Genomic DNA, 26,059 nt, shown 5'->3' with positions numbered 1-26,059 from the left:
GCGTGTATTAGATAGTACTCACTTTAACGCAAATTCTTGTTATGCTATGACGCTGTTCACTACCCAATTCTTTTCTTAGATAACGACTGGACATCATGAATCCTTGGATTTTAGCCATCAGGCCCCGCACCTTACCCGCGGCAATCGGTCCCCTATTAATCGGTAATATTCTGGCACTGCACCTTGAGCGTTTTAGCTGGTTAATTGCCGCCACCTCGATGTTGTGCGCCATCCTATTGCAGATCGCCGTCAACCTCGCTAATGACTACTTTGACTTTAAAAACGGCATCGATACCGCCGAACGGCTCGGCCCGGTTCGCGTCACCCAGAGTGGCATGATCCCCCCCCATAAAGTACGTAATGCGATGATCCTATGCTTAGTGCTGGCATTAACCGTAGGCTCGTATTTGATTTGGCACGGCGGCTGGCCGATTGCGATTTTAGCGGCGGCGGCCATTTTAGGCGCCCTCGGCTACAGCGGCGGCCCGTATCCTTTGGCATCACACGGGCTAGGTGAAGTCGCCGCCTTCGTGTTTTTTGGTTTAGTGGCCGTGGTCGGCAGTTATTATCTGCAGGCGGGTGATACCAATATGAATGCCTGGCTACTTGGCTGTGCCATTGGCTTATTTAACGCCGCCATTATGTTGGTGAACAACACCCGCGATATTCGAACCGACACCCAAGCGGGCAAACATACGCTCGCGGTGAGGATTGGTGAGGCGCAGGCCAAAGTTTTGTATCAAGCCTTAATTTACTTGCCCTTTGGTTTAGTGATCGCAGGATTCTTACTGGGCATTCTGCCGGGCTTACCGGTACTGCTGGCGGGCTTATCCCTGCTTATCGCCCGCAAACTCAGCAGCGATTTCTATGCCGTATCGGGTGAAGCACTCAATCCACTATTGGGACGCACGGCAAAACTCACCATGATATTCAGTACCCTATTCAGTGTGGGACTGGTGTTTACCGCATAAACGGGAATATCAAGGTCTCGGGATTACCCAGAGTTGAGTGAAAGACCAGCCCACAGGGCAGCTAGGTTAAAATAGACCAAGCTTAAAATACAAAAAGGTTCGTCACGATGCGTTTAATACGCAACATGACGAACCTTTTGCTTTTAGAGGCCGATTAGGACCAGAGATAACCCGATATTGCCGTGTTAAATAACACACCACTAAATTGATGTGTGGCTTTTGGCGTCTGCAAATGCGCCGCGCCAAAACACACATGTAAAGGGATTAAGTGCTCTTCCCTTGGGTGGCTAAAACGTGCCTCCGGCGCCGATTGCCAATCGATTAATTGTGCCTTGGCCTGGCTATCGCCAGATGTCACGACATCGGTTAACCAAGTATCAAACCCTTGGCTGCGAGGCAACACCTTAGGATCGCTGGAGAAAAACGCGCGCATATTGTGAAACGACATGCCAGACCCCACAATCAACACCCCTTGCGCGCGCAATGTCGCAAGAGCCTCGCCGATAGCGATATGGGCGCTCGGGTCGAGGTGCTGCACTAAAGACATTTGCACCACAGGAATATTCGCCTCCGGATACATCAACTTAAGTGGCACAAAGGTGCCGTGATCGAATGCGCGCTGATTGTCGAGCCGCACCTCAATTCCACTTGCATTGAGCAAACCAGCAATAGTGTCGGCAAGCTGTGGCTCACCGGGCGCAGGATAAGAAAGCGTATAGGCCTCAGGGGGAAAGCCATAGTAATCGAACAACATGCCAGGATGGGGATGGCTCGACAGTGTCACCTGTGCCTCTTCCCAGTGTGCCGTCACCAATACAATGGCCTTGGGCGTGGGAATAGTCTCTGCCACCTTGGATAAATATGCGCTTAACTCCCGATGATTTGCATCATTGAGTAGCGGTAATGGCCCGCCACCATGGGGAACAAATAACACTGGCATTAAAGCGGAATTCGCGTGCGTCATAATAAACTTCTCTTGATGAAACCGTTAGTTGTCACTTGTAAATCAGACCTTGCCAGCCTTGTGGCTAAGATTAAAAAGCTGCTTTCATGTCCACCAGCTGACGTTGAAAACGCACTAATCTATCAACGGTTTCATCGAGCTTGATGATTAAAAACAGCAGCGCAGATAAAGACAGTGCGGGTAACGCGCTCAGGGTGGTTTCGTAATTAAAGTGGTAGTAAATGGCCCCCATCATCACCGACAGCAATGCCGTCGCCGACAGGACTCGGTATTCATGCCAGCCAATGCCAATGGCGCCCAGCACTTCAATCACACCGATAAAATAGCCAAAACCCGTGGGCAAATTCATCACGCTAAAGGGCACATGGAAAAACGGCACGCTGAGTAACTTGCCCATGCCCGAGAATAAAAACACTATGCTCATCGCAAGTGTCACTACAACCGCCGCACGATTTAAGGTCTTGGCACAGATAAAGAGTTTTTGAGGGTCAGTCTCGGCAGCGGTTTTATCTGCATTGCCTTTGGCTAAACATAATTGATTTATCGACATAACTACCTCATTACTCATCTCTTTTAGACTCAGTTCAGCGTAACTCTCGCTAAACGGCACCCTAAACGCAAAGTAGTGGACTCGCATTGAGCCCACTACTGTCATATGGCGGAATTATGCGCCCACAAAAAATAAATAAATATGGAATAATATCTAACATCTCCTAAAATAATTCTTTATTTGTTTAAGAGTCTTGCCATGACCTTAGAACAACTGCTGATGTTTAATACCGTCGCCCTCTCTGGCTCGCTAAAGGCCGCCAGTGACAAACTCCATAAGACCCAACCGGCGATCAGTCAGAGCATTAAACAGCTGGAATCCCAGTTAGATTTAGTGCTGTTCGACCGCCAAGGGTATCGCTTGACGCTCACCCAAGAGGGGCGAAAGCTGCTGCAATACGCCCAACGCGTACTGAATGAAGCGCAAGAGATGCGCCAAGTCGCTAAGCATTTGGCTAAAGGTAACGAGGCCAGTATCACCTTGGCCTTCGAAGCCTCCTTTAACCTTACCCGCATCTTGCCGATGCTGGAGCGAACACAAAATGAATTTCCGCACACTCAAATCATTCTTAAACAAGAATATTTAACCGGCGCACTCGAAGCCTTAAATCAAGGCGAAGCCGATATTGCGATTTCAGCGGGCGGCATTGATCCTGTCCGTTCCAGCCATTTTGAGCTGGCCTACTTATTTTCAGGCAGTCTGTTAGATGTGGCCTCGCCGCGTTTACTGAGTCGGCACCCCACCCTGAGCCATGTGCGCGAATTGGTGAACGAGTACCAAATTGTGATCCAAGATACTGGCACCGGCACCGCCAATATCGAATTTGGAGTGCAAGCAGGGCAACGCCGTTGGTACGTTAATGATTTTTATACAAAGAGAATGCTCATTCAGAGCGGCATGGGTTGGGGAAAATTACCACATTATTTGGTGGAACAAGCCCTTGCGGATGGAAGTTTACTGCCACTGGAGCTACGGGAAAGGCAAAATCTTATCCAACTCGATTACTATGTAATGCGCCCGCCCCACTCGCCCTTAGGCCCTGTGGCGCAGGCACTGTGGGAAAACTTAGTCCAATTAGCCGCAAAGCAAAGCGTCTAAGCAATCTATCTAGGTAACACACGCTCAAGATATGTCGACAGAATAAGCCTTTATGGAGCAGCCGCGCAATTGTTGAGTTAATGACGGAGCAAATTCAACCATTCTTGGGAATTGGCCAAAATAAATTGATACACGCTGCCATCATCCAAGGTGATTTTTATCGCATCAGAAGTCACTGGTAAAATGCCGCCGCCCTTACCCCAACAGGATTCAACCTTGGCGATAGCCTTTCTTTGCAGTTGATATGGCCCAAGTCCTAAGGTTTTATTGTAGGGGGAAAAACAAACCATCTGATCGGTGACAGTTAACTGGCCATCGGCTCGTGCCACACCATCTTGCGCCGTCGCGATAGCAGATCTGATTAGGTTTTCTTGCATAGCTTCACTCCATTGAATAGTGCTAACAGCATAATTTCCAATCTACCAAACACTGCGGCTATGTCAAGTTTAACGACAAACCTGTCATCTGCGGCCACTGTGACCTAACTTGTCCGACAGACCGCTTAATCATTCTTATCCCGCGAATAAATTCACTCAGCGTTGATAATAAACAATTGACCAAAAATCAAACTGTTCACCTTTGGCGGCGCACCAATCCGGAAACGGCTCATCCCCAGCAAGCGTGGAATACTCCTCCCAGCAATTAACCATAGACAGGTAATAATCATGCCTGTTTTGCAGCCTTGATTTACGCTCAATCGTCGGTAATCGCGCAATTAATGCTTGTGCTGACGCTAGCGAGTCTTTTGCCCGTGATATATCACCCAGCAACACAGATTCCGATAGATGGTGGGTCTGAAAATCGACACTGTTTAAGTGAGACAACGCGACTTGAGTGAGGCAAATTTCATCGGTAGGCTCGAGCGCTAACGCTCTTTCATAGGAATCGGTATCCCCAGCAATATAGCCTAACCATTTGTAGGGGATGGGATTGTTGGGCTCATCTAACGTCCATTGGATGAGCACGCCTTTTAGTAGAACGATGAGGGGATAAGCGAGTAATTGGTGTGTTTCACGATGCCAAAAGCCTAAGGAGGATAGCTCCTCTGCGATGTGCCTCTGCTCAGCCAAGGACAGGCTCTTACAGTGCGACACGAATTGGTTTACCGTCGCAATCGCTTGCTTCTTTAGCCCTTGCTCTTTTTGCAGGCAATATTGACCAAAAAGTTCATAGCCCTTCAAGGCTGAATACTGAGTCCCTATCGCCTTTAATCCTTCAAAGTTATCACTATTCCAGTAGTTCATATAGGTGTTTAAGTTAAGCGCTTGAGTTAAGAGTTTAAGTTAAGCGCTTGAGTTAGGAGTTTAAGTTAGGTGCTTGAGCTGCGTTGTCTTCAGCCGCAAGGTATTGGCTGCAGTCAGTAAAAACATAAGTCTTAAGAGCAGATTGTAATCGCCAAGCCCACCTGGAACCACATGATTTACCATTAAGCTGTTAACTATCCAAGGTTTTATCTCAACTTGCTCAACTTTATCACTTCTATTGAGCAGGGCATCAGAATAATAAAGGGCCTTGCGGCCCTTTATTCGATGTTAACCTAACAAGATGATTATTGGATTTCTTGCTTGGCGAGTGCGCGGTCAAGTTTGGCGCGCTCAACCTCAGGAGAGGTTTTAACCGCTTGGATTAAACCGAGCAGATCTGTGCCCTCTTCGGCAGCAAGCAACAATAAATTGTTGTTATTTTGCCAATCTACTTTTAGACCATGGGCCTTAGCAAAATCGGCAGCCGACACACCAGGTTTTAACTTAACCACTAATTTACCGGTCATTTCGGCAAAGGCCTTACCCGATTGGGTCACCACTTTTTGCCCTTTGACCAACTGCTTAGCCTGCTTAACCCCTGACTCAGTTTTTACAAAGTAAGGAGTATCCAAACCTAAAAACTCGGCACGGCTAACCTGAACACCTTTAGACTCGGTTTGGGGCTCAGTAAATTCGACTTTGTCATGCGCCATCGCCTGCACCGACAGTGAAAGGGCCACAGCCACTAACGATAAATTTAACGCTTTCATTGATTACTCCTTAAGATGCAGACTTGGCAGCATGGCCATGGAAACGAATTGACCAACCTTTCAGCTTGCCATCGGCTTCGTTAGGGATAGAGATATAGCCTTGATCGTATTTAACAAATCGGTAGCTACCGCTATTCACATCAATCAGCTTGATTGTCCATTCACCCTTTGATGATTCGCCATAGAAGGCATTCGATAACATAGGTGTTGCATCGTAGCCAGTAACGAGATCTTCAGGGTTATTTTTGTCCATTACACCTTGGTAAACTAAACCGTTATAAGGTGTCATCAACACACTCTTAGTGCCCGAAGGTGAAATCAGCTCGACCGCTAAATCAGGTAGACGCAGGTGGTCGGCCGTCAGCTCAATTTGCACGGCTTCAATCACTAAATCGTCTGCAACCACTTGGGTATCAGTCACACCATTAATATCCGCATCAGGAATCGCCTTAGTGAGCTCGGGGCTTGCTTGCCACTCAGTGACCACATAGTCACCTAAATCTTCGGCATAGGATTTAGCCAGTTTAACGGCTTCGGTAAGATCCACACGACCAAAACCATAGAGGTTATGGAAAGAGAACCCGGCCGCGTTTTGCAACCAGCCTGGGATAGCCGTATACACTGGAGCGGCTTCGCCCTCACCTATGGTCACCGTTTTCGGCGCAATATCCGCATCCACTTTGGTTGCTGTCTTGGCGAGAATATAGCGAACATCACGCCAAGAGAGATCTGGATTCGCACTCATGATCACCGCCACTGCACCCGAGGTATTTGGCGCCGCAGACGAGGTACCGTTCATGGTCGATGTGTAATCACAGTTAGGATTTAATGGGTTTAAACCACCGTGGAATGGTGTGCTTGGTCTATCTTCTGCAATCGCGGAACCATTCTCACAACCCATACGGTCGGTGGTCACAATCGCTGGATCGTCATCACCATATTCACCACCCGGTGCGGTGACGAAAATGTTCGAACCCACGGATGAGTAGCTAGAAAGCTCGCCCTTAGCGTTAATTGCGCTGACCACTAAGTTATAAACGTTAGCATTGTCAGAGGACATGTTGGAGTTATGGAAAGGTAAGCCATGGTTAGCTGGATTTTCCGCCGTTGCAGTGAAGTAATCCCCTGGCAACCAGAAGGTACGGTAACGGTAGTAGTTATAGCCGTTGCCAGCAGATTTCACGAAAATACTGCCTTTACCATCGAAACTTTGCGTTGCAATATCTTGATAAACTTCGGTTTCATCCTCATCAAAACCATGGGGGAATGGCACACTGTAGCCATAGCTTTGGTTAAAGACTCGCGCGCTATCACTATAGGCACTGGCACCATGTGATTTAGCAAAGTTTTCAAATGTTTGAACGTTCTCGACTTTACCCGTTGGATCTTGATCTAAAAAGTTAAAGCCGATCAACTTAGCCTTAGGTGCAACACCCCGACCGCCGATACCATTCCAGCCCTCGGCCGCAATAATCCCACCAACGGCAGTACCGTGGCCCGATTCACCCGAGAAAGGCGTTGGGTCCACTGTGCCGGTAATCAAATTGTAAGAACCGCCATTAACCGTGTTGTTCATCAAATCTGGGTGCGCAATCTCTAAGCCATCGTCCACCACTGCAACGGTAATGCCCTGTCCCATGGCTTGAGCAGACATAGCCCCGCTTACATTCATATCTTCACCGGCAACACCGCGATGAGCCGCAAAGGCATTCTGTCCAGTGTTTTTTAAATGCCATTGGTAGGTAAAGAGTGGATCGCCATGCTTGATATTGATTGTCAGATTGGCTTCAGCCTGTAATTGGCCGTCGGATACTTTAAACCGAACCACTTCGGTGCCTTCACTGGCATCGGATGCATAGGTAAATTCGCCAGTGTTTTTATTCACTAGCGTAAAGGTGCCCAATTTAAGATCGGCCGGGTCAACCAATGAATAAGTCAAACCACCTTCGGCATCACTCGCTTCCAGTTTTCCAGTAAACAGAATTGACTGTGACACATCAACAGTCATATCCGCCGTGGTCGGGGCTGTATTCACTTTAGGCACAGGTGCCGGAGCCTTCTTATCATCGCTCCCACAGCCAGCCAATAAGGCCGCCGTGATGCTCAATGCAACAATGGACATACGCATAGTAGACATTCCTTCTTGTCATTACTTATCGCAACTTAATTTGGTGTGATAATTGTGATTAATCTTATTCCGCATTAAGTTCTGTTATTTTAGTTATTCCCTATGATTCCCGATAAAACACAAGCACCAAATAGGAAGCAAAGATTTAACACAGAAGAAATAATTGTGAAAAGAAATATAAATAGAATGGCAGACCGATTAAATATGGATGGTTATTTTATCGACAAAACATGAAAGAAATCAGGATAAACAAAAAAATAAACGAAGAAACATAAAGATTAAACAAAACAACAAATTATATGGGATTTAATTATCTACTTTTTACAGTACGATAAATCATTAAATACACATACTTTTTTACATTTTTAAATTTTCAAACTCTTTGCCGGTGTTACATTTAAAGAATTAACCATTCTATAAATGCAGTAAATATTACAAATTAGCATCACAGAATTAACATTAATACAACATTATTATTTGTGAAAATAATTCTAGGCAATAAAAAAGCCCCTATTTAGGGGCCTTTGTACAATTTATTTAGAGTTTGATTAATACCCTGTTTGGGGCACTCCAATCTAAATGATATTTCTCGCCAGCGGGCTTATCTAAGCGCTCAAAGGTATGGGCACCGAAAAAGTCCCTTTGACCTTGAAGCAAGTTTGCTGGCAGGGTCTCGCAGCGGTAACTGTCGTAATAGGCCAATGCCGAGCTAATACAAGGCACGGGGATCCCTTGCATCACAGCCGCCGCCACCGCACTGCGCCACTCGGTTTGTTTTTCCGACAAGGCAGTTGCAAAGGTGTCGGCCATCAATAAACAGCTTAAGTCCGCATCCGCTTGATAAGCTTGAGTGATAGATTGCAAGAAGGTGGCACGAATAATACAACCCGCACGCCAAATCTTCGCGATTTCAGCAAAATCGAGCTGCCATTTTTGCTCCTGCGCCGTCATCGCCATCAATTGGAAGCCCTGGGCGTAGCAACACACTTTAGCGCAATAGAGCGCACTCTCTAAGGCATCGATTAAGACGGCTTTTTGAGCATCATCCATCGCCACAGAGGCAGGACCTGCAAGCTTTTTACTGAGCTCAACACGGAGGGATTTTTGGGTGCTCACCGCGCGCGCATAAACCGCTTCGGCAATGGTGGGAGCCGGACAACCCATTTGCAAACTGCTCACCGCAGTCCAAAGGCCTGTGCCCTTTTGCCCTGCTTTATCGAGGATCATCTCAACTAATGGCTGACCGGTTAGCGGATCCGCCTGTTTGAGCACCTCGGCGCTGATCCCCATCAGATAGCTGTTTAAACTGCCCTTATTCCAGCGTTCAAACACCTCACCCACTTGTGCTGCACTCATGCCTAAGCCGTCGTGCATTAACTGATAGGCTTCGCAAATCAGCTGCATATCGGCGTATTCAATCCCGTTATGCACCATTTTCACATAATGTCCGGCGCCAGCAGGACCAATATAGGTCGTGCAAGGCTCACCTTCGGTCACGGGATTACCCGGCTCAAAACGCTCAATTGGCAGCCCTGTTTGAGGATCAACCTTAGCGGCAATGGCCTTCCAAATCGGCGCAACATGCTGCCAAGCCCCAAGATCGCCACTTGGCATTAATGAAGGGCCAAAACGAGCACCCACTTCTCCGCCCGAAACCGCCGAGCTGAAGAAGATAAATTTCCCTTGGTAACGCTTTTCGCGCTCAACGGTATCCGTCCAAAGACTGTTGCCCGTATCGATAACGATGTCGTCCGCTTCGATACCGGCAGAAATCAAGGCATGACATACCCCATCCACAGGCGCCCCCGCAGGGACAGACAGCACGAGAATACGGGGTTGAGCGAGGCTTGCTAACATTTCTGAAAGATTAGCACAGCCTGTAATACGCAGATCCTGTCCTACACGTTCTTGTTTTTCTTGCTGTAAAACACCGTTGACTTTAACAGGATCGAGGTCGAAGGCACTGACGCGATATTGATTGTCGGCAATGTTTAGCGCGAGGTTTTTGCCCATCACGCCAAGGCCAATCACGCCAATGTCATTAAGATTGCTGTGGTTTTGCATTATATAATTCCCACGGGTCACAGAGGTTAGAAATAACCAATTTGGAGGTGTAATTATATCGGGCTTTGTAACTTAATTACCAGAGACAATAGACGATGCATACGATTGGCAATCTCGATTACCGTCTAAGATGCGTTGTTTTTTCAGGAGAATATTCCTAGATTTCATCAAACATCTTTACCAATCGTATACATCTGAGGCAAGCGCTTCCTTGGGGAAGTGAATTGATTAATGAGCGAGTTTTAAACCGAGTACGCCAAGCAAAATGAGGATTAAACTGACGATTTTCAGCAGGCTCACCCCTTCACCTAAGAGAATAATGCCCGCAATCGCGGTGCCCATGGCACCGATGCCGACCCAAACCCCATAGGCCGTACCTATCGGCAGCTGTTTAACCGCCAGCCCCAATAGCAGCACACTCACCGTCATGGAGAACACAGTAAAGACGCTCGGCCAGAGGCGGCTAAATCCGTCGGTGTACTTAAGCCCGATGGCCCAACCAATTTCAAATAGCCCAGCAAGAATTAATAGAAACCAGCTCATAGAGAACTCCCATACGGGGTCGTCCCCAAATTGATATCGGCGTATTTAGGGTCGTCCCTAAGCCGTTGTGAAGTATGTTTACATCAAATGTTTATTTAGATCGAAAGTTTGCTCGGTTCTAAAGCATAGAGGCAGACAAAGGTGCCTAATTAGAAAGCTAAGATCCTATGTCCTAAACGCCCGATGCCAAAGCAGAACCTTTAGGATGCGGGCTAGACTAACAAATAGTGACATCTAAGAGCAAGCCTTGGACTTCAGCCCTTTTCGCAAAATAAAAGCGATAGCCTGATGAGACTGTACTCATCAGACTATCGCTCTAGCACTTATTTTTGACCGCTCACTACTGCCTTGTCACTTAGCCCACAAGAGCATCGGCATAGCCCATGCGGGTTAAGGTCGTGCGGACTAAGTCGAGGGTTTGTGGATCTTCAATCGTCGCTGGCGCCGTATATTGCTGATTGTCGGCAATTTTACGCATAGTGCCGCGCAGGATTTTGCCCGAGCGGGTTTTCGGCAGCTTTTGAATCGCGCTCACTAACCTAAAGGACGCGACGGGACCAATTTCTTGCCGAACGAGAGCAATTAACTGTTTATGCAGCTCCTCGTCCGTAATGGTCACGCCCTTTTTCAGCACTACTAAGCCCAGGGGCACTTGGCCTTTGAGTTTATCATCGACACCAATCACGGCCGCTTCGGCCACATCGGGATGCTGGCACAACACCTCTTCAAACCGCCCAGTAGAGAGTCGATGGCCGGCTACGTTAATAATGTCATCGATACGGCTCATGATATACAGATAGCCATCTTCATCCATATAACCCGCATCCCCTGTGAGGTAATAACCTGGGTACATAGATAAGTAACTGTCTTGATAGCGTTTATTATTTTGCCAGAGAGTAGTGAGCGTGCCCGGTGGCAAGGGCAATTTGATCACCACATTGCCTGAGACATTCGCCGCCACTTTGGCGCCCAGCTCATCGACCACATCGACTTCATATCCGGGCACCGGTCGACCGGGCGACCCTGCTTTAACCGCAATCGGTGCTACGCCCATCAGGTTTGCCGCCACTGGCCAGCCGGTTTCAGTTTGCCACCAATGGTCAATAACCGGTTTTTTCAGTTTGGCTTCGGCCCAATGTAAAGTATCGGGATCGCAACGCTCCCCTGCCAAAAAGACATTCTTCAAGCAGCTTAAATCAACACCTTGGATAAATTCGCCGTCGGGATCTTCACGCTTAATGGCGCGGATCGCCGTGGGCGCGGTAAAAAAGCTTTTAACTTGATACTTAGCAATCGTGCGCCAAAAGGCGCCGGGATCCGGCGTGCCTACGGGTTTTCCTTCGTATAACAAGGTCGTCGCCCCGACAAGCAGCGGACCATAGACAATATAGGAGTGTCCCACAACCCAGCCCACATCCGATGCCGCCCAAAACACATCCCCTTGGGCAATATCATAAATATTGGCCATGGACCAAGCCAATGCCACCGCATGGCCGCCATTGTCCCGCACCACACCTTTGGGTTGACCCGTGGTCCCTGAGGTATAAAGCACATACAGGGGATCGGTGGCTTTCACCGTCACACAATCGGCACTGTCGCTAGTGCATAAAGCAGTTTGCCAATCCTTATCGCGCCCCGCTTGCATCTGCGCCTCATATTGGGGGCGATTTAAAATCAAGCAGTGCTCAACTTTATGCACGGCTTCATTTAATGCTTTGTCGAGTAAGGGTTTATAGGGCACCACGCCCGAAGGTTCAATCCCGCAGGAGGCGGACATCACCAACTTTGGCTTAGCATCATTGATACGGGTCGCCAGCTCATTAGCCGCAAAGCCGCCGAAGACCACCGAATGGATGGCGCCAATGCGCGCGCAGGCAAGCATGGCATAGGCAGTCTCGGGCACCATGGGCATGTAGATGACGACACGGTCTCCCTTAGCCACACCCACACTTTGTAAATAGCCCGCAAGCCTTGCCACTTGAGCCTGCAACTCACGATAAGTAATGCTGTATTCGGTTTCCGTCACAGGGCTCACGTAATGGATGGCAATTTGCTCACCACGCCCCGCCAACACGTGTCTGTCCACCGCGTTGTAGCAAGTGTTTAACTCGCCATCGCTAAACCAGTGATAAAACGGTGCCTCGCTTTCATCTAATATTTGTTTGCTCGGCGTAACCCAATCTAAGGCCTTGGCGGCTTGTTGCCAAAATGCCTGTTTATTCGCAATAGATGTCTGATGTAATTGTTGTCCAGCATCTGTCATAAGGCCTCCCATCATGACACTCACCCGTGTCACCACAGATGAAACTCTCCCCTTCCTTCCCAAATTGATTATGACCTGCCCCGCACTATTCCCCCATTAGACTAAGGGATATAGCCGCTAAAATTGTTAAACATGTTGGATAATTGTACAGCACACTTGCTGTGCGAAATGATTCAACATAGTCTTATGTCTTTAATGGATTTTTTCATGGAAAGAAATACTCATTATGATGCGCTTCAAACAATTCAAACCTACCTTACTCCTGCTCCTCAGTCTCGTTAGCGCGAGCGGCATTGCTTCAACCCAGCAGCTAGAAACTTTACTCGAACCCTTATCTATTGGTGAACGAGCCAAGGTCGACAATACTCAGGTCATTAGTGCCAAGTTGCTGTCGCGGGTCTACCAAGTGCGTCAATATCAGCCGCTCTGGCAAGACAGAGACTACGCGGGCACTATGCTAGATGTGATTAAAAGTGCCGATGATGAAGGGTTGTCGAAGGAAGATTATCACTACTCCAAGCTAGTCGAACTTTACCAACAGCTCAGTGCCTCGAATTGGCAGGATGAATACCGCAGCAGTGTATTTGAAGTGCTACTAAGCGATGGGATCATCACCTACGCCATTCACTTGCTAAACGGCAAAGTGAACCCCAGTATGCTCGGCAAAACTTGGAATTATGATGAAACCCATCTGGATTTCGATACCACGTTAAAGCAGCTCGAAGAACACATAAAAGCACACACTGTGGCTGATGCTATTGCAGGCTTAGCGCCTAAGATTGAGCCCTATCACCAGCTAAAACAGTATCTTGCCCAGTACAAAGACTTAGCGGCACGCTATCCCTTTAGCCCCATTCCCTATACGGAAGTCATCAAGCCCGGCAGCACTTCCCCTTCGGTACAAGGCATTGCTACACGGCTAACAGAGTTAGGTTACTTAGCGGCAAGCGCGCCAGCGGACAATAGCGCCGCCGTGAACCAGCCCTTAACGTACGACAGCACGCTTGAAGCTGCGGTGCGTTAATTCCAAACCGACCATAGTCTCAAAGCCGATGGCGTGATTGGTGCGGGCACTATGGCGGCGCTGAATGTGCCCTACTCGCAACTGGTCGATCAGATCCGTATTAACCTCGAGCGAGCGCGCTGGTTATCGGCAAACTTGCCCACCAATTATCTTATCGTCAACTTGGCAGGTTACGAGCTGTTACTCTTTAAAGACAACAGCTTAAGCTGGCGAACCGACATTATCATCGGCAAAATTAACGCTAAAACACCACTGTTTAAATCCAAGTTAAAATACGTGGTCGTTAACCCTACTTGGACTGTGCCCCGCAGCATCTCGACTGAAATCATCAATCACTTGCGTAAAGAGCCCGATTATTTACAGAAGAAACACTTTAAAGTGGTCGAAGGCTCGGGCACACCCGTGGATGCAAGCGGCATCGACTGGCATAGCATGACGCGCAAAAACTTCCCCTACTGGTTTGTGCAAGACCCGGGTGAAGATAACTCACTGGGATTAGTGAAGTTTATCTTCCCTAACCAATACTCGATTTATCTACATGATACGCCAGCAAAAAGTCTGTTTGAACAAACGGATAGAGCCTTCAGTCATGGCTGTATTCGAGTCAAAGATCCGCTCGTGCTGGCGGATAAATTGCTGAGTGCCAATGCCAATTGGTCAAGTAGCACGCTCAGTAGCAAATTAAGTGAGGGAAAAACGGAAAACCTGTTCTTAGATGAACCCTTAGACATTTTGATCATGTATTGGACCGTCACCTTAAAGGACGGGAAAATCAAGTTTTACAATGACGTATATAAACGCGATCCGGTCCTTATCGAGGCGTTAAACCGCCCAACCTATGAGGGTGTGTTAGCCGATGATGGCTTGCTCAACACCATGGAGTAAACGCCGATAATCGCGGCTTTTGATACAAGTTGCTTGCTCAATCCACTGCGCTGCGTTGCCCAATTTCAAGACGAGGGCAACGCGGCACTTCCCCGCATCAAAAGTGCCTTTCCTACTCAGTGTTTAGCTCATTAATATCAATAGGTTGATTTGAGGTCATTCGAGCGAGTGGCAACAAGAATTGACAAAAAATTCAGACTAACCACGAAGCAATCTTTACCTTTACGTAAACTTCATATATCTTGCTAAAAAATGATTAACTAAGGTGCCTGAATGAGCGCAACTAACACGCCACAAACGACTTATTCGATCAGTGATCTCTCTAAAGAGTTTGATATCACGACCCGAAGCATTCGTTTTTACGAAGACCAAGGCTTACTTAAGCCAAAACGTCGCGGTCAAACCCGTATTTACAGTCTCAAAGACAGGGTTCGACTCAAACTTATCCTGCGCGGCAAGCGCCTTGGGTTCTCTCTCGCGGAAACCCGTCGCCTGTTCGAACTTTACGATGCCGACAAGAGCAGCACCACCCAGCTCAATACCATGCTTGCCCTAGTGGAAGAGAAAAAATCCGCACTGCAGCAGCAAATGGATGACATTAAAGTGGTACTGATGGAGCTGAATTCGGCCGAGCAGCAATGCCGCCTCGCTTTAGAAGAAAGCAAGGCCAAGGCCTAATTCCTTCGAGGCTTGCGAGCATAGCATTAATCAACACCTCAGTTGGTACGACCGCGTGACAGGGATATATCACGCACTGTAAGACGGTTTTAAAGACTCAAGCACCTAATAATCATAAAAATATAAATTAGAACCTAAGATAGGACACAAGCAATGAACTCACTCTACACCAGTCTCAATTTTGGCCTAGGCGAAGAAGTCGATATGCTGCGCGATGCGGTGCAAGATTTCGCTAAACACGAAATCGCCCCTATTGCCGCTAAAGTCGACCACGACAACGCCTTTCCTAACGAAATTTGGCCCGTACTCGGTGGAATGGGACTCTTAGGTGTTACTGTGCCTGAGGAATACGGCGGTGCAAATATGGGCTATCTTGCCCACGTGGTCGCCATGGAAGAGATCTCCCGCGCCTCGGCCTCAATCGGATTAAGTTACGGCGCCCACTCTAACCTGTGCGTAAACCAAATTAACCGCAACGGTAATGCAGAGCAAAAAGCCAAGTATTTACCAAAGCTGGTCAGCGGTGAACATATCGGCGCACTGGCGATGAGTGAGCCCAATGCAGGCTCAGATGTGGTTTCGATGAAGCTGCATGCCCGTAAAGAAGGCGACCGTTACATCCTTAATGGCAACAAGATGTGGATCACCAACGGTCCCGATGCCAATACCTATGTGATTTATGCCAAAACCGACTTAACCAAAGGCGCACACGGTATCACCGCCTTTATCGTTGAGCGTGGTTTTAAAGGTTTCAGCCAAGCGCAAAAACTCGACAAACTGGGGATGCGCGGTTCAAACACCTGTGAACTGGTGTTTGAAGATGTCGAAGTACCAGAGGAAAACATTCTCGGCGGCCTCAACAATGGCGTTAAAGTGCTGATGAGTGGCTTAGATTACGAGCGCGTCGTGCTCTCAGGCGGCCCGCTTGGGATCATGAACGCCTGTATGGACATCGTCGTGCCTTATATCCACGAGCGTGAGCAATTTGGTAAATCCATCGGTGAATTCCAATTAGTCCAAGGCAAATTAGCCGATATGTACACAGGTATGAACGCCGCTAAAGCCTATGTGTATAGCGTAGCGAAATCCTGCGATCGCGGTGAAACCACCCGTAAAGACGCCGCAGGCGCCATCCTTTACAGCGCGGAGCTGGCGACCAAAATGGCACTGGATGCCATTCAATTGCTCGGCGGTAACGGTTACGTCAACGAGTATGCCACTGGCCGATTACTGCGCGATGCCAAACTCTATGAGATTGGCGCCGGCACCTCAGAAATTCGCCGTATGCTGATTGGCCGCGAGCTCTTTAACGAATCGAAATAAGCAGCCTAGGGCGAGCGGCGCATGACGAGCTTTAGCCTTTCATGCCCCTCGCCCACCGAGCCAACTGATACTGAGTTACCGCTTTATAAGGACAATCAAAGTGACGCAATTAAGCAGTCGTATCAACGCCCGTAGCGATGAATTTAAAGCCAAATCCGACGATATGGCCGCCCTCGTGGCCGATCTCAAAACCAAGCTCGCCAAAATTGAACTCGGCGGCGGCCCCGTTGCCCTAGAGCGCCATTTGGCCCGCGGTAAACTCCTTCCTCGTCAACGGGTTGAGAAACTCCTCGACGCAGGTTCGCCCTTTTTAGAGCTATCACAGTTCGCGGCCTTTGACGTTTACGATGAAGAAGTGCCCGCCGCAGGGATTATCGCCGGTATCGGCCGAGTGAGCGGCGTAGAGTGCATGATTATCGCCAACGATGCCACAGTCAAAGGTGGCACTTACTACCCTATCACGGTCAAAAAACACTTAAGGGCACAGGAGATTGCCAGCCGCTGTCATCTGCCTTGTATCTATTTAGTCGACTCGGGCGGCGCTAACTTGCCCCGTCAGGATGAAGTCTTCCCCGATCGCGACCATTTCGGCCGAATTTTCTACAATCAAGCGCAAATGTCCGCCAAGGGCATTCCACAAATTGCGGTGGTGATGGGTCTGTGTACCGCGGGCGGCGCCTATGTGCCTGCCATGGCCGATGAATCGATTATCGTTAAAGAACAAGGCACTATCTTCTTAGCTGGGCCGCCGTTAGTTAAAGCCGCGACCGGTGAAGAAGTCAGCGCCGAAGAACTCGGCGGCGCCGACGTACACACTAAAATTTCAGGTGTGGCGGATCACTTAGCCCAAAACGATGAGCATGCCTTAGAGCTTGCCCGCCGCGCAGTGCTGCGTCTGAATCATCAAAAACAAATCAACAGTCTGCTAAGCCCGGTTAAGCCACCTAAGTTTGATATCAACGAACTCTACGGCATCGTCGGCACCGATCTGAAAAAGCCCTTCGATGTGAAAGAAGTGATCGCTCGCATCGTCGACGACTCCGATTTCGATGAGTTTAAGGCCAACTATGGCGCGACTTTGGTTTGTGGTTTTGCCCGCATTCACGGCTATCCCGTGGGGATTGTGGCCAACAACGGCATTTTATTCTCAGAATCAGCCCAAAAAGGCGCGCACTTTATCGAACTGTGCTGCCAGCGCAAGATCCCGCTGCTGTTCCTGCAAAACATCACCGGCTTTATGGTGGGTAAAAAGTACGAACACGAAGGTATCGCTAAGCACGGTGCCAAGATGGTGACCGCAGTCTCCTGCGCCAATGTGCCTAAATTCACTGTGATTATCGGTGGCAGCTACGGCGCGGGTAACTACGGCATGTGCGGCCGCGCCTTCGAACCGACCATGATGTGGATGTGGCCCAATGCGCGCATCTCTGTGATGGGTGGCGAGCAAGCCGCTGGCGTATTAGCGACAGTGCGCCGCGACGGTTTAGCCCGTAAAGGCGAAGAATGGTCTGCAGAGGATGAAAAAGCCTTTAAAGCACCGATTATTGCCCAATACGATAAAGAGGGTCATCCCTACCATGCCAGTGCCCGCCTTTGGGATGACGGCATTATCGACCCGGCGCAAACCCGTGATGTGGTGGGCCTTGCTCTGTCAGCCGCATTAAATGCCCCTATCGAAGACACCCGCTTCGGCGTCTTCCGTATGTAACGCATCTTGCGATGCCTTACGTATCACTCATAGAGGGAATTACTATGACGGGAATAATAATGACTGACACACAACACCAGAACACTAGCACTCAATCCTTAGCTCATTTGCAGCACGTCAGCTATGCGCTGAATAACGGCGTAGGCGAGTTAATCCTTAACCGAGCAGAAGTGCACAACGCCTTCGATGAGGTGATGATCAGCGAAATGATCGCTGTCCTCGGTTATTTTGCCGAGCACAAAGACTGCAAACTCTTGGTATTGAAAGCCAATGGCAAAAACTTCAGCGCAGGCGCCGACTTAAACTGGATGCGCAAACAAGCCAAGATGGATTTTGATCAAAACCTGAATGACGCCAAGGCGCTGGCTAAGCTGATGCAGGATTTAGATACCTTTCCAAAACCCACTATCGCCTTAGTCCAAGGGGCAGCTTTTGGCGGCGCGCTTGGGTTAATTTGCGCCAGTGATATTGCCATCGCTACTGAGCGCGCAAGCTTCTGCTTAAGCGAAGTCAAACTAGGGCTGATCCCTGCGGTGATTAGCCCCTACGTTGCCCGCGCCATGGGCAATCGCGCCTCACGCCGCTATATGCTGACCGCGGAGCGTTTTGATGCGCAAACGGCGCTCAAACTCAATGTTATCCATGAGATAAACGATGATTTAGCGGCCGCAGCAAAGCCCATTATCACCGCGCTGCTCGCCAACAGTCCGCAGGGAATGGCATGGGTAAAGACCCTACTCGCCCGCCTCGAAGATGGCGTGATAGACCAAGATACGATTGATTACACCAGCGAGCGCATCGCCCGCATTCGGGTATCTGATGAAGGCCAAGAAGGTTTAAACGCCTTTTTTGAGAAACGTCAGCCGAACTGGCACACGCCAACAGATACTCAAGGAGTTCTTTGATGTTGACTAACAGCATGTTCACTAAGCTTTTAATTGCTAACCGTGGTGAAATTGCCTGCCGCATTATCAAAACCGCGCAGGCCATGGGCGTTCGCACCGTTGCTTTATATTCCGATGCCGATAAAAACGCCCGCCATGTTGCCATGGCTGACGAATCGTTTTACTTAGGTGGCAGCGCCCCTGCGGATTCTTACCTCAAGGGCGACTTGATTATTGAAATCGCCAAAAAAGCTCAGGCGCAAGCCATTCACCCAGGTTATGGCTTCTTATCGGAAAACGCCGACTTTGCCCGCAAGTGTGAGGCGGCCGGAATCGTGTTTGTTGGCCCTGGCAGCGATGCTATCGATGCTATGGGTAGCAAGAGCGCCGCCAAAGCTATTATGACGGCGGCGCAAGTGCCTTTAGTGCCGGGTTACCATGGCGACGATCAAACCGACGCCACCCTCAAGGCCGAAGCCTTAAAAATCGGCTTCCCGATGCTGATTAAAGCCGCCTACGGTGGCGGTGGCAAAGGCATGCGTATCGTTGAGCATGAAGGCGAAATCATGGACGCCATCAACTCGGCGCGCCGTGAAGCGGCCTCCTCCTTCGGTAACGATAAGTTATTGATGGAGCGTTATTTACGCCAGCCTCGCCATGTCGAAGTCCAAGTGTTTGCCGATACCTTTGGCAATGCGATTTACTTATCGGATCGCGACTGTTCGATTCAGCGCCGCCATCAAAAAGTGGTCGAAGAAGCACCAGCACCCGGTTTAAGTGATGAACTGCGCGCCCAAATGGGTGAAGCCGCCGTAGCGGCCGCCAAGGCCATCGATTATGTCGGCGCGGGAACCGTTGAATTCCTGTTAGATACCGACAATAGCTTCTACTTTATGGAGATGAATACCCGTCTGCAGGTAGAGCATCCTGTGACCGAAATGGTGACGGGTCAAGACTTAGTCAAATGGCAGTTAATGGTCGCCAGTGGTCAACCTTTACCGCTCAAACAGGACGAAGTGCGTATCCATGGACACGCCTTTGAGGTGCGTATTTACGCCGAAGATCCGCAAAATGAGTTTTTACCCGCCAGCGGTAAGCTCAATTTCCTGCGCGAGCCCGAGCAAAGCAAATACGTGCGTATCGATTCCGGCATCCGTGAAAACGATGTGATCAGTAATTTCTACGATCCTATGATAGCCAAGCTCATCGTGTGGGATGAGTCGCGTCCACGTGCGCTACAGCGTCTAGTGCATGCCCTCGAGTCCTACCAAATCAGCGGGCTTAAGCACAATATTGAATTTTTGGCGAATATTGCCGAGCATCCTGCCTTTGCCAAGGCGGATTTTAGCACCGACTTTATCAACCGTTACGGCGACGCGCTGATTGGCAGTGCTTCGAGCGAAACCGATACAGCTATCGCTTTTGCCGCGCTGTATCAAGTACTTGCCCGTAAAGAAGCCGCCAAGGCACAGGCCATTAACAGCGCCGATCCTTACTCGCCTTGGGGCCAAGTCAGTGGCTTTAGACTCAACAGTGTCAGCCAGCATACTATTGCCCTGCTCGACGATGCCCACGAGTTACAACAATTAGTGCTATTAGACTTTGGCGATCACTACCAATTATCCCAAGCCGCAGCAGAGGGCCAAGTGAGCAAGTCCCTGAGTGGTGAGCTTAAGCAGGATTTACTGTTAGCCGAAATCAACGGCCATAAGAGTAAAGTGCCTGTCAGCGCTCAGGGCGATGATTTTACGCTGTTTTTACCCTCAGGCAGTTATCACTTCAGGGCGGTAAAAACCCAAGTGGTTGAGGCCGAATCCAGCAATGAAGATAAACTCAAGGCCCCGATGAACGGCACAGTTGTGACCCACTTAGTGGAAGTCGGTGCTGAGGTGAAGGCGGGACAAGGACTACTGGTGATGGAAGCGATGAAGATGGAATACACCATCGAAGCGCCCTTCGACGGTATTGTTACCGAGTTCTACTTCAAGGCGGGCGAGTTAGTGAGCGATGGCGCCGTGCTGCTCCATGTTGAGCCCAAAGCCCAGAGCGAGGAAGCCTAAATGTCTGCGCTGGATCTTACGAACTTAAGCTCGACCTCGGTAAGCGCCAGCTCGGATAGGGTTAGCTTATTCGAGATGGGGCCACGTGATGGCTTGCAGAATGAAGCCGCCGTCCCAACACAGGCCAAAGTCGCCTTGATTGAATCCCTCGCCGATGCGGGCGTGAAGCGAATTGAAGCAGGCAGCTTTGTGTCACCCAAATGGGTGCCACAAATGGCCGATAGTGGCGAAGTATTGCGCCAAATTCGCCGTCAAGCGGGCGTGGTTTACAGCGCCCTCACCCCCAATGTCAAAGGTTTAGAGCTGGCGCTGGATGCAAAAGCTTCCGAAGTCGCTATCTTTGGTGCGGCGTCACAAAGCTTTAGCCAACGCAATATCAACTGTTCGATTGAAGAGTCGATTGAACGCTTTATCCCGTTGATGGACATAGCAAAAGCCGCCAATATCCCAGTGCGTGGCTATGTGTCCTGCGTTTTAGGTTGCCCCTATGAAGGGGAAATCGCGGCGAGCGAAGTGGCAAGAGTGTCTGAAATCCTTTACAAAATGGGCTGTTACGAAATTTCGCTCGGCGACACTATCGGTGTAGGCACGCCGTTAAAAGCCCGTAAAATGCTGCAAGCCGTGATGGAGCGAGTCCCGGTTGAACAGCTCGCCCTGCACTTCCACGACACCTATGGCCAAGCATTAGCCAATATTACCGCCTGCCTCGACTTAGGTGTGCGCAGCTTTGATGCCTCAGTGGCGGGCCTAGGTGGTTGCCCGTATGCAAAAGGCGCATCGGGCAATCTAGCGAGTGAAGACTTGGTCTATATGCTCCACGGGCTCGGTTTGAAGACAGGTATCGATTTAGAAAAACTGGCATTAGCGGGTTTTGGGATCAGCAAACAATTAAATCGTCTTAATGGCTCTAAAGTCGCCAATGCAATCTTGCAGGGCGCTAAAGCCTAGACTCAAGCGTCGAGGCGCTAAACATACCTAGCGCCTTGGGGACTGAATAACAGTAAAAGGACATCAAAATGGCAGGACTCAATAAAGTCGTCAGCAGCTATGAAGAAGCGTTAGCAGGTTTATCCGATGATATGACCATTATGGTTGGCGGTTTTGGCCTGTGTGGTATTCCTGAAGGCTTAATCAATCAAATGGTTAAGATGGGCGTTAAGGGCTTAACCGCCATTTCAAACAACGCTGGTGTGGATGATTTCGGTCTGGGCTTATTGTTAAAACATCGCCAGATTTCGACCATGATCGCCTCCTACGTAGGTGAGAACGCCACCTTCGAACAGCAAATGCTCTCGGGCGAACTGAATGTGATTTTAACGCCACAGGGCACGCTGGCGGAAAAAATCCGCGCGGGCGGCGCAGGTATTCCGGCATTTTTTACCGCCACAGGCTACGGTACCCCCGTGGCGGAAGGCAAAGAAACCCGTGAAATCAAAGGCCGTCACTATGTGTTAGAAGAATCACTGACCGCCGATTTTGCCCTCGTTCGCGCCTGGAAGGCCGATACTATGGGTAACTTAGTGTTCCGCAAAACCGCCGCTAACTTTAACCCTATGATGGCGACTGCGGGCAAAATCACGGTAGTAGAAGCCGAGTTTATTGTGGAGCCGGGCGAGCTCGATCCTGATCATATCCATACTCCCGGCATTTATGTTGATCGCGTCATCCAAGGCAAGTTCGAGAAACGTATCGAGCAGCGCACGGTAAAAGCGGCGAAATAAGCAACGCTGAACGATTAACAACGCAAGCTAAAGCGACAGAGTCTTGGCTCAAACTAGAGCCCAAAGTAAAAGCCTAAAAATTGTGGCCTATGCGACTCTAGGTAAAGGAAGGATAAAGATCATGGCATTATCAAGAGAACAACTGGCACAGCGCGTTGCCAAAGAATTACAAGACGGCTACTACGTCAACCTCGGTATTGGCATTCCCACGCTCGTGGCCAACTACATTCCCGCAGGCATGGAAGTGATGCTGCAATCGGAAAATGGCCTGCTCGGCATGGGTGAGTTTCCGACGGAAGAAACTATCGATCCGGATTTAATCAACGCCGGCAAACAAACCGTTACCGCGGTAAAAGGTGCCTCGTTTTTCTCCTCCGCCGAAAGCTTTGCCATGATCCGTGGCGGCCATGTGGACTTAACCGTACTCGGCGCCTTTGAGGTCGATGTGAATGGTTCTATCGCTTCATGGATGATCCCAGGTAAGCTTATCAAGGGCATGGGCGGCGCAATGGATTTAGTCGCGGGTGCGGAAAATATTATCGTCACTATGATGCACGCCGATAAGTACGGTAACTCTAAGCTGTTACCCGTGTGCGAATTGCCCCTCACAGGCTACGGCTGCATCAAACGTGTTGTTACCGATTTAGCCTTTATCGAGATTAAAGATGGCGCCTTCCATCTGTTAGAGCGCGCCCCCGGTGTCAGCGTTGAAGAAATTGTCAGCAAAACCGCTGGCAAATTAATCGTGCCAGACCATGTACCAGAGATGGTGTTTTAAGCGTTTTTAAGCCTAAGTATTAATGACGTCTTAGCTCCTAGCGTTCGATGCATTAACTTATTTGATTCAAGTAAGCCCAGAATATAAATCTGGGCTTTTTATTGCTTTGCTTAATCCATTGAACCTGACGAGTGCAACAGCACTTATGCTCTGGCGACACGCCGTAAACCCATCCTTGGGGGCTCAACGAAAAAGTCCCTTTTTTCGATGGTCGCCAATGCATCAGCGCTGTTTGCTGCAATGTTCTGCGTATTCAACCCTCCTTTACACATCATGTGCATGGGTGACTTGTATAGCCGTTTTACTTCACAGTTAGCCACCCTGTATGCAGTTGCGGTAAACTTGCCGCAGCCTAAATAGTAAGGATGCTTAAGTTGTTAGCTAAATATCTTAATGTTGGTGAGAAATAAGTCTTCTACTAAACTGTCAATTAACCCTGCTCGAACCGTTTAAGACTAAACGTGGCCAAAAATACAGATTCATATTAGTTGCTACTACCAACTCCAAACCAAGCTACAACTGAGTATTAAAGTATCATACTCGTTGTAACTCACTTCGGGACAAAAGCGTGATAAACCCGTCATTCCGCAGCTAATTCCAGAATTTAAATAGTGTGATCTGGCGATCAGCTTTTCATAAAAACTACGACACCATCTTGACCGCGATCGACAGTTTTGATCTATTACTGCTATTTGACGGTCTCAAAATATGTCTACCCATCCTGTTATTAAACGCTTAGATCACCTTGGTCTCATTGCCGCCTTTTGTCACGAAATTGGCCTGCCACGGATGATAGATGCCGTTATCCCAAAATATTCTGACCACAATGTTTCTCATGGTGACGCGGTATTGGCCATGCTCCTAAATGGACTTGGCTTTCATAGCAGAACACTGCACATGTTCTCGGACTTTTTTAAGACCAAGCCTGTATCTAAGCTACTCGCCAAAGACATTGAAGCACACCACCTGACTGATGATGTACTAGGCCGCACATTAGATGCTCTATACGAAGCCGATGTCTCAGCGCTCTATCAGGTTATTGCTGAGCGTGTTGTTGATAAACTGGGCTTGACGACCGATTCTGTTCATCTTGATATCACTAGCTTCCACGTTGATGGTGAGTATGCACAAGATGAAAACACCAACGTGATTAAGCTTGTAAGAGGTTATAGTCGGGATCATAGGCCAGAGCTTAACCAAGTCGTGCTTGAACTCATCTGTGAAAACCAAGCAGGTATTCCTGTTTACATGCAAGCACTGAGTGGTAACACCAATGATGCCAAGGCATTCGCTGAAGTCACTAAAAGACACATACATTGCCTAAAAGCCGCGCAAAATAGTCGTTACTTTATCGCTGATGCCGCTTTGTACACCGAAGAAAGCATCTCCTCGCTAGATGAGCAAAATCAAAAATTCATTACCCGTGTCCCCATGACCATCAAGCTCGCAAAACAAGCACTACTTGCGCTAGAGCCAGAGCAATTAAGCACTATCGGTCATGGCTACTCAGGATGTTGGATAGACTCGGATTACGGAAAGGTCAATCAACGTTGGTTGCTCGTTCACAGTGAACAGGCCACCAAGCGGGAAGAAATCACTTTCTTCAAGAACTTAGAGAAAAACATAGCAAAAGAAATCAAAGCGTTGGAAAAGCTAAGTAAAAAACCATTCGCTTGTGAAGTTGACGCAGAATTAGCGTTTAACGATTTCAAGAAACAATGTGACTTACTTGGGTTTGAACAAGGCACTCTCATCAAACAGCCGACTTACTCTCATTCGGGCCGCCCAAAGACAGATGAAGCACCGACAGGATACCAATACTTTATCGAAGCCGCCCCCTTCACCGACCTAGAAAAAGTAAAACTGGCTAAGCTCAAAGTAGGCATGTTTATCCTCGCGACGAATGACACCGACAATGAAGCACTCACCATGGCGGCTCTTCTAGCACATTACAAATCGCAACAAAAAGTCGAGCGCGGCTTCCGTTTTCTAAAAAGCCCTGAGTTTTTAACCTCTTCCATCTTCTTGAAAAAGCCTGAGCGCATTGAAGCGTTGCTAATGATAATGACGTTGAGCTTGCTTGTTTACGCTAGTTTAGAACACAAAATCAGAGAACAACTCGCACAAACCGAAGCGTTCTTCCCAAGTATGGTAAAGAACAAGACGACCTCCAGACCGACGGCACGTTGGGTCTTCTTGCAATTCGAAGGCATAGATACGCTAGAGATTAACGGCCAAAGGTTCATCACTGGACTTCAAGATCACCAAACACAACTACTCAAATTACTCGGTAGATTCTATGAGGTAGTTTATTCCTAAATTAGCTGCGGAATGTCGGATAAACCCTTTGCTCTAACTTTTCTGTTTCAGATTAAAATTTCTCTGGGTTTAACGTTTACGACA

Annotated in this window: 22 protein-coding genes; 13 read left to right on the top strand and 9 right to left on the bottom strand. The window is 48.8% G+C overall.

The genetic code is table 11. The annotated features are described in order from the left end of the window. Positions 1–95: 95 nt before the first annotated feature. The gene (locus tag N5E87_RS08915; protein WP_086904432.1) at positions 96–971 is read left to right on the top strand and encodes a 1,4-dihydroxy-2-naphthoate polyprenyltransferase; all 876 of its coding nucleotides are present in this window, start codon (positions 96–98) and stop codon (positions 969–971) included. Between the two features lie 154 nt (positions 972–1,125). On the opposite strand, the gene N5E87_RS08910 is transcribed toward N5E87_RS08915, so the two are convergent. Next, entirely contained in the window at positions 1,126–1,935 is an 810-nt protein-coding gene (locus N5E87_RS08910) for a class III extradiol ring-cleavage dioxygenase (protein WP_086904431.1), read from the bottom strand. A 70-nt stretch (positions 1,936–2,005) separates the two neighbouring features. Continuing rightward, complete coding sequence (locus tag N5E87_RS08905; RefSeq protein WP_086904430.1) at positions 2,006–2,485, bottom strand: DoxX family protein; 480 nt, start codon at positions 2,483–2,485, stop codon at positions 2,006–2,008. A gap of 198 nt (positions 2,486–2,683) precedes the next feature. Here N5E87_RS08905 and N5E87_RS08900 point away from each other — a divergent pair, with 198 nt between their 5' ends. Then, positions 2,684–3,583: a LysR family transcriptional regulator gene (locus N5E87_RS08900; RefSeq protein ID WP_086904429.1), complete on the top strand. Its 900-nt coding sequence runs from the start codon at positions 2,684–2,686 to the stop codon at positions 3,581–3,583. Between the two features lie 77 nt (positions 3,584–3,660). Here the strand turns inward: N5E87_RS08900 and N5E87_RS08895 are convergent, their stop codons facing one another. The 7 genes from N5E87_RS08895 to N5E87_RS08865 all read right to left on the bottom strand — a co-directional run bounded on the left by N5E87_RS08895 (position 3,661) and on the right by N5E87_RS08865 (position 12,595). Further along, on the bottom strand, positions 3,661–3,960 hold the full coding sequence (locus N5E87_RS08895; protein WP_167373632.1) for a hypothetical protein: 300 nt from the start codon (positions 3,958–3,960) through the stop codon (positions 3,661–3,663). Positions 3,961–4,116: 156 nt separating this feature from the next. Continuing rightward, positions 4,117–4,827, bottom strand: a complete 711-nt coding sequence (locus tag N5E87_RS08890) for a hypothetical protein (protein WP_086904427.1) — start codon at positions 4,825–4,827, stop codon at positions 4,117–4,119. Positions 4,828–5,132: 305 nt separating this feature from the next. After that, positions 5,133–5,597, bottom strand: a complete 465-nt coding sequence (locus N5E87_RS08885; RefSeq protein WP_086904426.1) for a hypothetical protein — start codon at positions 5,595–5,597, stop codon at positions 5,133–5,135. Between the two features lie 10 nt (positions 5,598–5,607). Then, positions 5,608–7,725 carry a S8 family serine peptidase gene (locus tag N5E87_RS08880; protein WP_086904425.1) on the bottom strand — a complete coding sequence of 706 codons (2,118 nt, stop codon included), beginning with the start codon at positions 7,723–7,725 and terminating at the stop codon, positions 5,608–5,610. 537 nt (positions 7,726–8,262) lie between these two features. Beyond that, entirely contained in the window at positions 8,263–9,789 is a 1,527-nt protein-coding gene (gndA, locus tag N5E87_RS08875; RefSeq protein WP_086904424.1) for an NADP-dependent phosphogluconate dehydrogenase, read from the bottom strand. A 228-nt stretch (positions 9,790–10,017) separates the two neighbouring features. Further along, positions 10,018–10,332: a quaternary ammonium compound efflux SMR transporter SugE gene (gene sugE, locus N5E87_RS08870; protein WP_011625939.1), complete on the bottom strand. Its 315-nt coding sequence runs from the start codon at positions 10,330–10,332 to the stop codon at positions 10,018–10,020. A gap of 355 nt (positions 10,333–10,687) precedes the next feature. Then, on the bottom strand, positions 10,688–12,595 hold the full coding sequence (locus N5E87_RS08865) for a propionyl-CoA synthetase (protein WP_086904423.1): 1,908 nt from the start codon (positions 12,593–12,595) through the stop codon (positions 10,688–10,690). A gap of 226 nt (positions 12,596–12,821) precedes the next feature. Between N5E87_RS08865 and N5E87_RS08860 the strand changes: the two genes are divergently transcribed. The 11 genes from N5E87_RS08860 to N5E87_RS08810 all read left to right on the top strand — a co-directional run bounded on the left by N5E87_RS08860 (position 12,822) and on the right by N5E87_RS08810 (position 25,975). Beyond that, positions 12,822–13,619, top strand: coding sequence for a hypothetical protein (locus N5E87_RS08860; RefSeq protein ID WP_256657203.1), 798 nt, complete (start codon positions 12,822–12,824; stop codon positions 13,617–13,619). 51 nt (positions 13,620–13,670) lie between these two features. After that, positions 13,671–14,504: a L,D-transpeptidase family protein gene (locus N5E87_RS08855; protein ID WP_279775258.1), complete on the top strand. Its 834-nt coding sequence runs from the start codon at positions 13,671–13,673 to the stop codon at positions 14,502–14,504. A 273-nt stretch (positions 14,505–14,777) separates the two neighbouring features. After that, complete coding sequence (locus tag N5E87_RS08850) at positions 14,778–15,182, top strand: MerR family DNA-binding transcriptional regulator (RefSeq protein WP_011623082.1); 405 nt, start codon at positions 14,778–14,780, stop codon at positions 15,180–15,182. Between the two features lie 153 nt (positions 15,183–15,335). Continuing rightward, entirely contained in the window at positions 15,336–16,505 is a 1,170-nt protein-coding gene (locus N5E87_RS08845) for an isovaleryl-CoA dehydrogenase (protein WP_011716702.1), read from the top strand. 100 nt (positions 16,506–16,605) lie between these two features. Continuing rightward, on the top strand, positions 16,606–18,213 hold the full coding sequence (locus N5E87_RS08840) for a carboxyl transferase domain-containing protein (RefSeq protein ID WP_126512973.1): 1,608 nt from the start codon (positions 16,606–16,608) through the stop codon (positions 18,211–18,213). A 59-nt stretch (positions 18,214–18,272) separates the two neighbouring features. Further along, positions 18,273–19,118 carry an enoyl-CoA hydratase-related protein gene (locus N5E87_RS08835; RefSeq protein WP_041416887.1) on the top strand — a complete coding sequence of 282 codons (846 nt, stop codon included), beginning with the start codon at positions 18,273–18,275 and terminating at the stop codon, positions 19,116–19,118. Further along, on the top strand, positions 19,118–21,157 hold the full coding sequence (locus N5E87_RS08830; RefSeq protein WP_086904420.1) for an acetyl/propionyl/methylcrotonyl-CoA carboxylase subunit alpha: 2,040 nt from the start codon (positions 19,118–19,120) through the stop codon (positions 21,155–21,157). Before N5E87_RS08835 ends, N5E87_RS08830 begins: the two co-directional genes overlap by 1 nt. Beyond that, positions 21,158–22,105, top strand: coding sequence for a hydroxymethylglutaryl-CoA lyase (locus tag N5E87_RS08825; RefSeq protein ID WP_086904419.1), 948 nt, complete (start codon positions 21,158–21,160; stop codon positions 22,103–22,105). 68 nt (positions 22,106–22,173) lie between these two features. After that, positions 22,174–22,878, top strand: a complete 705-nt coding sequence (locus N5E87_RS08820) for a CoA transferase subunit A (protein ID WP_011623088.1) — start codon at positions 22,174–22,176, stop codon at positions 22,876–22,878. Positions 22,879–22,999: 121 nt separating this feature from the next. Further along, complete coding sequence (locus N5E87_RS08815; protein ID WP_011623089.1) at positions 23,000–23,656, top strand: 3-oxoacid CoA-transferase subunit B; 657 nt, start codon at positions 23,000–23,002, stop codon at positions 23,654–23,656. Between the two features lie 708 nt (positions 23,657–24,364). Continuing rightward, positions 24,365–25,975, top strand: coding sequence for an IS1634-like element ISSpu7 family transposase (locus tag N5E87_RS08810; protein ID WP_011787758.1), 1,611 nt, complete (start codon positions 24,365–24,367; stop codon positions 25,973–25,975). Positions 25,976–26,059: the final 84 nt, after the last annotated feature.

Source organism: Shewanella sp. GD03713 (genome assembly GCF_029843705.1).
Taxonomy (GTDB): Bacteria; Pseudomonadota; Gammaproteobacteria; order Enterobacterales; family Shewanellaceae; genus Shewanella.
Note: the sequence above shows the minus strand (reverse complement) of the source record. Positions and strands in the feature narration are given on the sequence as shown.